The sequence below is a fragment of the Micromonospora sp. LOL_021 genome, from assembly GCF_048060215.1.
Classification (GTDB): domain Bacteria; phylum Actinomycetota; class Actinomycetes; order Mycobacteriales; family Micromonosporaceae; genus Micromonospora_E.
This window is the reverse complement of record NZ_JBHMIN010000041.1, coordinates 49,508-56,347: the sequence shown is the minus strand read 5'-3', so window position 1 is coordinate 56,347 and position 6,840 is coordinate 49,508. Positions and strand designations below refer to the sequence as shown.

Annotated in this window: 7 protein-coding genes; 4 read left to right on the top strand and 3 right to left on the bottom strand. The window is 68.9% G+C overall.

The genetic code is table 11. The features are described 5' to 3' along the window. Positions 1-508, top strand: a 508-nt coding sequence (locus ACFHWT_RS23135) for an NAD(P)-dependent oxidoreductase (RefSeq protein ID WP_416596748.1), incomplete at its 5' end; no start/stop codon positions are given. A gap of 13 nt (positions 509-521) precedes the next feature. Beyond that, positions 522-1,538 (top strand): NAD(P)-dependent oxidoreductase, encoded by a 1,017-nt coding sequence (locus ACFHWT_RS23130; protein ID WP_416596747.1) that lies wholly within the window; start codon positions 522-524, stop codon positions 1,536-1,538. Positions 1,539-1,669: 131 nt separating this feature from the next. Here ACFHWT_RS23130 and ACFHWT_RS23125 read toward each other — a convergent pair whose 3' ends face one another. Continuing rightward, positions 1,670-3,313, bottom strand: a complete 1,644-nt coding sequence (locus tag ACFHWT_RS23125) for a 5-guanidino-2-oxopentanoate decarboxylase (protein ID WP_416596746.1) — start codon at positions 3,311-3,313, stop codon at positions 1,670-1,672. 292 nt (positions 3,314-3,605) lie between these two features. Between ACFHWT_RS23125 and ACFHWT_RS23120 the strand changes: the two genes are divergently transcribed. Together ACFHWT_RS23120 and ACFHWT_RS23115 are read left to right on the top strand one after the other, a co-directional pair. Beyond that, complete coding sequence (locus ACFHWT_RS23120; RefSeq protein ID WP_416596745.1) at positions 3,606-4,703, top strand: helix-turn-helix domain-containing protein; 1,098 nt, start codon at positions 3,606-3,608, stop codon at positions 4,701-4,703. Continuing rightward, a complete protein-coding gene (locus ACFHWT_RS23115) occupies positions 4,700-5,245 on the top strand; it encodes a nucleotide-binding protein (protein ID WP_416596744.1) in 546 nt (181 codons plus the stop codon). Before ACFHWT_RS23120 ends, ACFHWT_RS23115 begins: the two co-directional genes overlap by 4 nt. A gap of 207 nt (positions 5,246-5,452) precedes the next feature. Here ACFHWT_RS23115 and ACFHWT_RS23110 read toward each other — a convergent pair whose 3' ends face one another. After that, complete coding sequence (locus ACFHWT_RS23110; RefSeq protein ID WP_416596743.1) at positions 5,453-5,647, bottom strand: DUF397 domain-containing protein; 195 nt, start codon at positions 5,645-5,647, stop codon at positions 5,453-5,455. After that, a complete protein-coding gene (locus ACFHWT_RS23105) occupies positions 5,638-6,414 on the bottom strand; it encodes a helix-turn-helix domain-containing protein (protein WP_416596742.1) in 777 nt (258 codons plus the stop codon). The genes ACFHWT_RS23110 and ACFHWT_RS23105 overlap by 10 nt, the downstream gene beginning before the upstream one ends. Positions 6,415-6,840 lie beyond the last annotated feature (426 nt).

The following is a 6,840-nucleotide window of genomic DNA, read 5'->3' as shown; positions in this document are numbered from 1 at the left end:
CGGCAAGGTCGCCAAACAGGCCGCCCGCCTGCTCTCCGCGATGGACATGGAGGTGCTCTACGCCAAACGCACCCGACTGACCCCCGAAGAGGAGACAAAATGGGGCGTCACCTGGTGCGCTGACCCGGACGACCTCATCGCCCGATCCGACTACGTCTGCCTGCTGGTCAACTACACGGCCGACAACGCCGAGCTGTTCGGCGAGCGCGAGTTCAAGCTCATGAAACCGACCGCGTACTTCATCAACGTCGCCCGGGGCCGCCTCGTCGACGAGCCGGCACTCATCGCCGCGCTCACGGACGGGACCATCGCCGGCGCCGGACTCGAGGTCTTCCGTACCGAACCCCCGGTCGTCCACGACGCCTACGTGCCAGCCGAGTTCCGCAAGATGGACAACGTCGTCCTCACCCCACACAACGGCGGCGCCACCTACGCCTCACGCGGGGCACAGACCCTGCGCACCGCCGAAGCGATCGTCGAAGACATCAAGGCCAACTGGAACAACTGAGTAGGAGTAGCCCGTGCTTCCCAAAATCTATGTGCCGCTGCCGATCCCCGATCCAGCGCTCGAGCTGATGCGGCAGTACGGTGACGTCGAAGTCTTTCCCTGGACCCACCGTGACGCGAGTCTCGACGAACTGGCGAGCGCGGCGCGACGCTCACATTACCTGTTCTGCATGCACCACACACCAATCCAGGCGTCCCTGTTCGGGCCCGGCTCCAAGCTCGTGGGCATCGGGACCTCCGGCTACCGGGCCGACCTGCACGATGCCGAAGCGATCAAGGCCTCCGGGGTCCGGATCCTGGAGGCCAAGCGCCCCGAGCCGCCGGCCGACCCGGACGGGTACACGATGGAGGGCTACGGGCTAAACCCACGTGCGACCGGCCAACTGATGGTGGCGCTGCTGCTCAACCTCGCGTACCGGGTCACCGAATCCGACCACTATCTGCGCGGCGTCGGGTTCTTCCAAGAGATGACGATGCAGTTCATGGGCCAGGGCACCACCGGCAAGACCGTCGGCCTCTACGGCTTCGGCAAGGTCGCCAAGCAGGCGGCCCGGGTGCTCACCAACATGGACATGACCGTGCTGTACAACAAGCGCACCCGGTTGACTCCCGAGGAGGAAGCGAAGTGGGGCGTCCAGTGGGCCGAACCTGACGAACTGTTCACCCAGTCGGACTACGTCTGCCTGTTGGTCAACTTCGAGGACGCCAACTACGAGCTCGTCGGCGAGAAGCAGTTCAAGATGATGAAGCCGACGGCGTACTTCATCAACGTCGCCCGTGGTCGCATCGTCGACGAGCCGGCGCTGATCAGGGCGTTGCAGGACGGCACGATCGCCGGTGCCGGCCTCGAGGTGTTCCGCAGCGAGCCGCCCATCGTGCACGACGCGTACGTGCCGGCGGAGTTCCGCAAGATGGACAATGTCGTCCTCACCCCGCACAACGGCGGCGCCACCTACGCTTCGCGCGGGGCACAGACCCTGCACATCGCGCGGGCGATCGTCGAGGACATCAAGGCCAACTGGAAGGCCTGAGCCTGTGGTGCCGCGACCGGTACCCGCCGCTCACCGTCGGCACACCCACCCGCGCCGGGGTCGAGTCTGCCTCGACCCCGGCGGCGCCGGGTACCCCGGCCGCGGCCGCCCGGACCTGGGAGCGGAGACGGTTACTGCCAGCCGACGGTGTCCGCATCCACCTCGATGACGGTGGGCCGGTCTGCTCCGAGTGCGTGACGCGTGGCGTCGACGAGTTCGTCGATACCGGTGACCCGGACGCCGTGCGTACCGAAGGCGCGGCCGAGAAGTACGAAGTCGGGTGTCACGAGGTCCACCCCGACCGGGGCGATGCCGGCCGCGACCATGCCGTCCCGGATCTCTGCGAAGCCGTGGTTGTTCACGACGATGACCGGTAGGGCGATCCCCTGTTCGACCGCTGTCGCGAGTTCGGCGACGGAGAACATGAACGCGCCGTCGCCGACGAGCACGACCACCGGCACCGACGGTCGTCCCAGCTTGGCGCCGATGCCGGCCGGAAGCCCGTAGCCGAGGGTGGCGTAGATCGTCGGGTAGAGCAGCCGCATCGGCGCCTGCGCCGTCCAGTGATGGGCGGTGCCGTAGTAGGTGACCTGTGAGCTGTCGCCGGCGACGATGGTGGTGGCCGGCAGGGCGGCGCTGAGCGTCCGGTTGAGGTGGGCCCACGGCCCGGCGTCCCGGCCTGCGGCGGCCGCCGACGCGGCGCGGGCCTGGCCGGCCCGCTCCGATGCCGCGAGTCGGGCCGCCGCACTCACCGCGCCGGGACGCTCGGTCTCGATCCGCTCGGCCAGAGCGTGCAACGCCTCGCGGGCGTCGGCGTGCAACGCGAGCGCCGGTACGAGGTTCCTCGTCAGCGAACCCGCGTCGACGTCGATCCTGATGACGGTGCCCGGCAATTCGGGCCGCCATCCCCACAGCTCCGCGTCGGACAGTCCGCTGCCCACGACCAGGACCGTGTCGGCAGCGGTGAGCAGTTCCTGCGCCGGCCCGAGCCGTACCGACGCACCGACCGACAGCGGGTGTGTTTCGTCGAGGACACCCTTGCCGGTGACGGTGGTGACGACGGGAGCGGCCAGCAGTTCGGCCAGGCGGCGGACCTCGCGCGCGGCACCGACGGCGCCGCGACCGACGAGCAGGGCCGGCTGGCCCGCCGAAGTCAGCAGTTCGGTGGCGCGGGCCAGTTCGTCGGACGAGACTGCCGGCATCGGCGGGGGCGACGGCTGCGGCAGGTGCCGGCCGTCCCAGGCGGCGTCGAGGACGTCGAGCGGCACCTCCAGGAACACCGGTCGCCGCCGGGCGGTCCGCCAGCGGGCGAAGGTTTCGTGGATCACGGTCGCCGCCTGCGCGGCGCTGTCCACCCGTACGCTGCGCTCGGCCACGCCGGCCATGTGACCACGCTGGTCACGCATCTCGTGCAGGCTGCCGATGTCGGCGCCGTCCAGGCCGCGCGGCGGTCCCGGTGCGACGACGAGCAACGGGATCGAGTCGGCGTGGGCGGTGCCGACGGCCGAGGCGACGTTGTTGACCGCCGGGCCGCTGGTGACGAAGCAGACGCCGGGACGCCCGGTGGCGCGGGCGTAGCCGTCGGCGGCGTAGCCGGCGCCCTGCTCGTGGCGGGTCGTGACGTGGCGGATCGAGGTGTCCGCCAGGGCGCGGTAGAGCTCCAGGTTGTGGGTGCCGGGGATGCCGAAGACGACCTCCACGCCCTCGGCCGCCAGGGCGGAGACAACGGCGGTGCCGCCGTTGCCGGTCCGGCCCGCTTCGCTGGCGGACGTCATTCCATGCCTCCGCGTCTGGTCATCCTGGTCTCCCTGTGCCGGTATCCGCCGCAGATACTTCTGCAACCAGCAGCCAGACGTACTTCTCGCAGCTTGCGGTTGTGTTACGTCCGCACGGGGGGCAAGCGCGGAAGGGTTGGCATGGCGCGTTCGCCCCTCCACAGTTCCCGGCCTCACGCCGACGGCGTACCGACCAGGTGTCTCATCGCTGCCAGCGTCTGGTCGATGGTGGCCGCCGAGCTCGTGGCCTGACCCGCTCCCTCAGCGACCGCGATTGTTCTAAAATCGAACAGTGAGCATCGGCGAGCGGGTGGCGGCGGCCCGAGTTGCGGCTGGGCAGACCCAGGAGGACCTGGCCACCCAGGTCGGCATCCAACGCAGCGCCCTAGCCAAGATCGAAACGGGCGATCGACGGGTGTCCGCGCTTGAACTGGTGGCGATCGCTCAGACGTTGGGACGCAGCGTCGAGTGGTTCGTCGAGCCAGGGCCGCCAGCCCTCGTCTCCTACCGCCAGTCTCGGTCCGGGCTGGCGACGCAGCCCATCGACGACGAGTTGGACCGCATCGCCCGCGACGTCGAGTTCGTCATCAACGAGAGTCCCGGCCTCGCCGACGGGCAGCCCGAGCCCTTTCCCACGCCGGCAACCATCTCGGCGGCGGACAGTCTAGCTGCCGAGGCACGCCGCCTCCTGGGGCTCGATCCTCAGGAACCCACGCGGGATCTGTCCCGCCTGGTGACCACGATCGGGCTACTGCCCTTCTCCGTACGGTTGGGCGAAGGCGCCGACGCAGCGACCGTCCTGCTGGGCGCAGGTGGGGTCAGCGTCATCAACGGCGATCAAAAGGTTGGTCGTCGTCGGCTGGCACTCGCACACGAGCTGGGGCATTACCTGGTCGCCGATCAGTACACGCTGGACTGGCGGGTGGCAGCCACCGAGGCTGACGAGATCGAGGCACGTCTGGACCGGTTCGCCCGGGCCCTGCTGCTGCCCGAGGCCGACCTGCGGGAACGGTGGGCCGAGTGGTCGGCGATCCCGGATGAGGTCATGCGAGACACCGCGGTACGGGCCGGCAGCCACTATCAGGTCGACATGGCCACCCTGGCCCGCCGGTTGACCGAGCTGGGCCTTGTCGACCAAGCGAAGGCCGACAGGATTCGTGCCGTCCGCACCACCAAGGCGGACATCGAGGAGAAGAACCTGCTGCCGAGCCAGGAGCTGGCGCCGGTGTCGCTGCCGCGCAGCTACACGCAGGCGGTCCTGCGGCTTTACCGGCGCGAGGTCGTCACCCTCGACCGGGCGCTTGGTCTGCTGCTCGGCACGTTCGGCGCGGACGACCTACCCGAGCTGCCCCCGGCGAACGAAGCCGAGATCTGGGCCTTCACCTCGTGAATCCCGACCGACAGACGTACGTCCTCGACACCGGTCCGTTGAGCCATTTCGCTCGCAGCCAGTGGCTCGGCGTGTTGAAGGCGGTCCTCGCAAACGTCACCGTGGTGATACCTGACGTCGTCGAGGCCGAGCTACGCGACGGGGCAACCCGGCATAGCTACCTGCAGATGGTGCTCGACGCCGACTGGGTCGGCGTGGTCCGACTCGATCAATCAGCCCAGATCACCGCCTTCACCTACTACAAGCAGCGGCTCGTCGGACCGGACGGCAGAAACGTCGGTGAGTGCGGAGTTCTCGCCCTGGCCGAAGCCACACCCCGAGCGGTTGCCGTTGTCGACGACCGGGTTGCGAGGAACGCGGCGAAGTCCCGCAAGGTCGAGGTCCGCGGCACTCTGGGGCTGTTGTGTGACGCGATCCGACAGGAGTTGCTCACCGTTCCGTTGGTCAACGCGCTCGCCGATGATCTCCTGCAGAACTCGTACCGGCTGCCCTTCGGCCCAGGGGGTTTCGCGAAGTGGGCCAGCGACGAAGGACTTCTTTGACCTGCGGGGCCGAGCCAGCGGGTGAGGGGCACTCGGTGGGACCGATCGGGCAGGAACATCAGCCGAGGTCTGGCGGCCGGGCCAGGTCACGTGATGGCGCAACTCCGAACTCGACGTCGCCTTCGTTCAGGGACAGGTTGGTCGCTCAATCGGGCGCCCAACGCCCGTTTGCGCGGGTTGGGCACCGCCGAGCGAGACAGGCGTGGGTCAGGGGTGGGTGGGGAGGTGCGTGACGAAGGTGGACCAGGCGGCGGGGGCGAAGGTCAGCACCGGGCCGGTCTGGTCCTTGCTGTCGCGTACCAGCACGGCGCCGGGCAGGTTGTCGGCGACCTCGACGCAGTCGCCACCGGCACCGTTGGACCGGGTCGACTTGCGGAAACGAGGGGTGCCAGTCAGCTCCATGTCAGCGCCGCTTTCTCGATCATCTCGCGGGACTCCGCGACGGGCAGGGCGTAGCTGCGGACATCTTCCCACGCTCGTTCGAGCCGGCGCACCTGTTGCGGGTCGTCGATGGGCTCGCCGCCAAGGTGGGTGTCCAGGTAGCCCACCCATCGGTCGTGCACCGAGCCGAGCGCGAACGGACCGTTGAGCCCGGCGTACGCCCCAGCGGTCGCTGGCACGACGTGCACCCGGACGTTGGGCCGGTCGCAGGCGGCGACGAGCGCGGTCAGCTGCTCCACCATCACGTCCGGCGAGCCGATCTGCCGGTGCAGCACCGACCGGTCGAGCACCGCGACGAAGTGCGCCGGGTTCTCCGCCCGGGTGATGACCTCCTGCCGGGCCAGCCGGTTGGCGAGTGACGTCTCGACATCGTCGACCGGGCCGATGTCGGTGAGCACATGTCGGGCGTACGCCTCGGTCTGCAACAGCCCTGGCACGACAGAAAGCTGGAACGAGCGCAGCATGCTCGCCTGCGTCTCGTTCTCGGCCCACGAGCGCAGGAACGGCGCGATTGACTGCCCGCGCGCCTGGGCCGCCAGCCGCTGGATCCGGTCGCCGGTCTCGAAGACGCCGTCGAGTGCCTTGGCGATCGCCGGCACCGGAATGAGCCGCCCCGCCTCGTAGCTGCCGATCGACGACCCACTCACCCCGACCAGCGCGCCGAGCTGCTCCTGCGACAGCCCTCGCGCGGTCCGCTCCTTGCGGATGGCCTCCTGCAAGTCGATCATTATCGGCCCCCTTATCAGTTTCGTAGGATCTCTCCGAGAACCCTCCGACTCCCACATCTTCCATCGCATGGGGTGGGTAGTCCAGGGTGGAGGGGTAGGAAGTTGAGAAAGCAAGATCCACGGAGGACCGAGCCCCCGGGGCGCGTGCGAGAAAACCATTTCACGGCCACGGCCGTCAACACCGGAACAGCCAGGAACCCCCGTGCCATGGCCGCTCCGGTGCTGGTCCGTGGCCGAAACGCGGCCGACACCGCGTTCCCGCAAGTAACACCGAAATGGAGTACGCACGCGCCCCGGGCCCCTATCCGATCGATCCGCCGTGAATCGAAGACTGCCCTGGTTGCCGTACTGCCAAGGATGGCTGCGGCGATTGGGGCGGGGTGGCCCTGCCGATCGGCAAGCGGCAGGGCCACCCCTTCCAGACAC

Bases quoted from the DNA above. Each gene is read 5' to 3' on its own strand.
- ACFHWT_RS23105 (WP_416596742.1), bottom strand. From the start codon at position 6,414: ATGATCGACTTGCAGGAGGCCATCCGCAAGGAGCGGACCGCGCGAGGG.
- ACFHWT_RS23125 (WP_416596746.1), bottom strand. From the start codon at position 3,313: ATGACGTCCGCCAGCGAAGCGGGCCGGACCGGCAACGGCGGCACCGCC.
- ACFHWT_RS23110 (WP_416596743.1), bottom strand. From the start codon at position 5,647: ATGGAGCTGACTGGCACCCCTCGTTTCCGCAAGTCGACCCGGTCCAAC.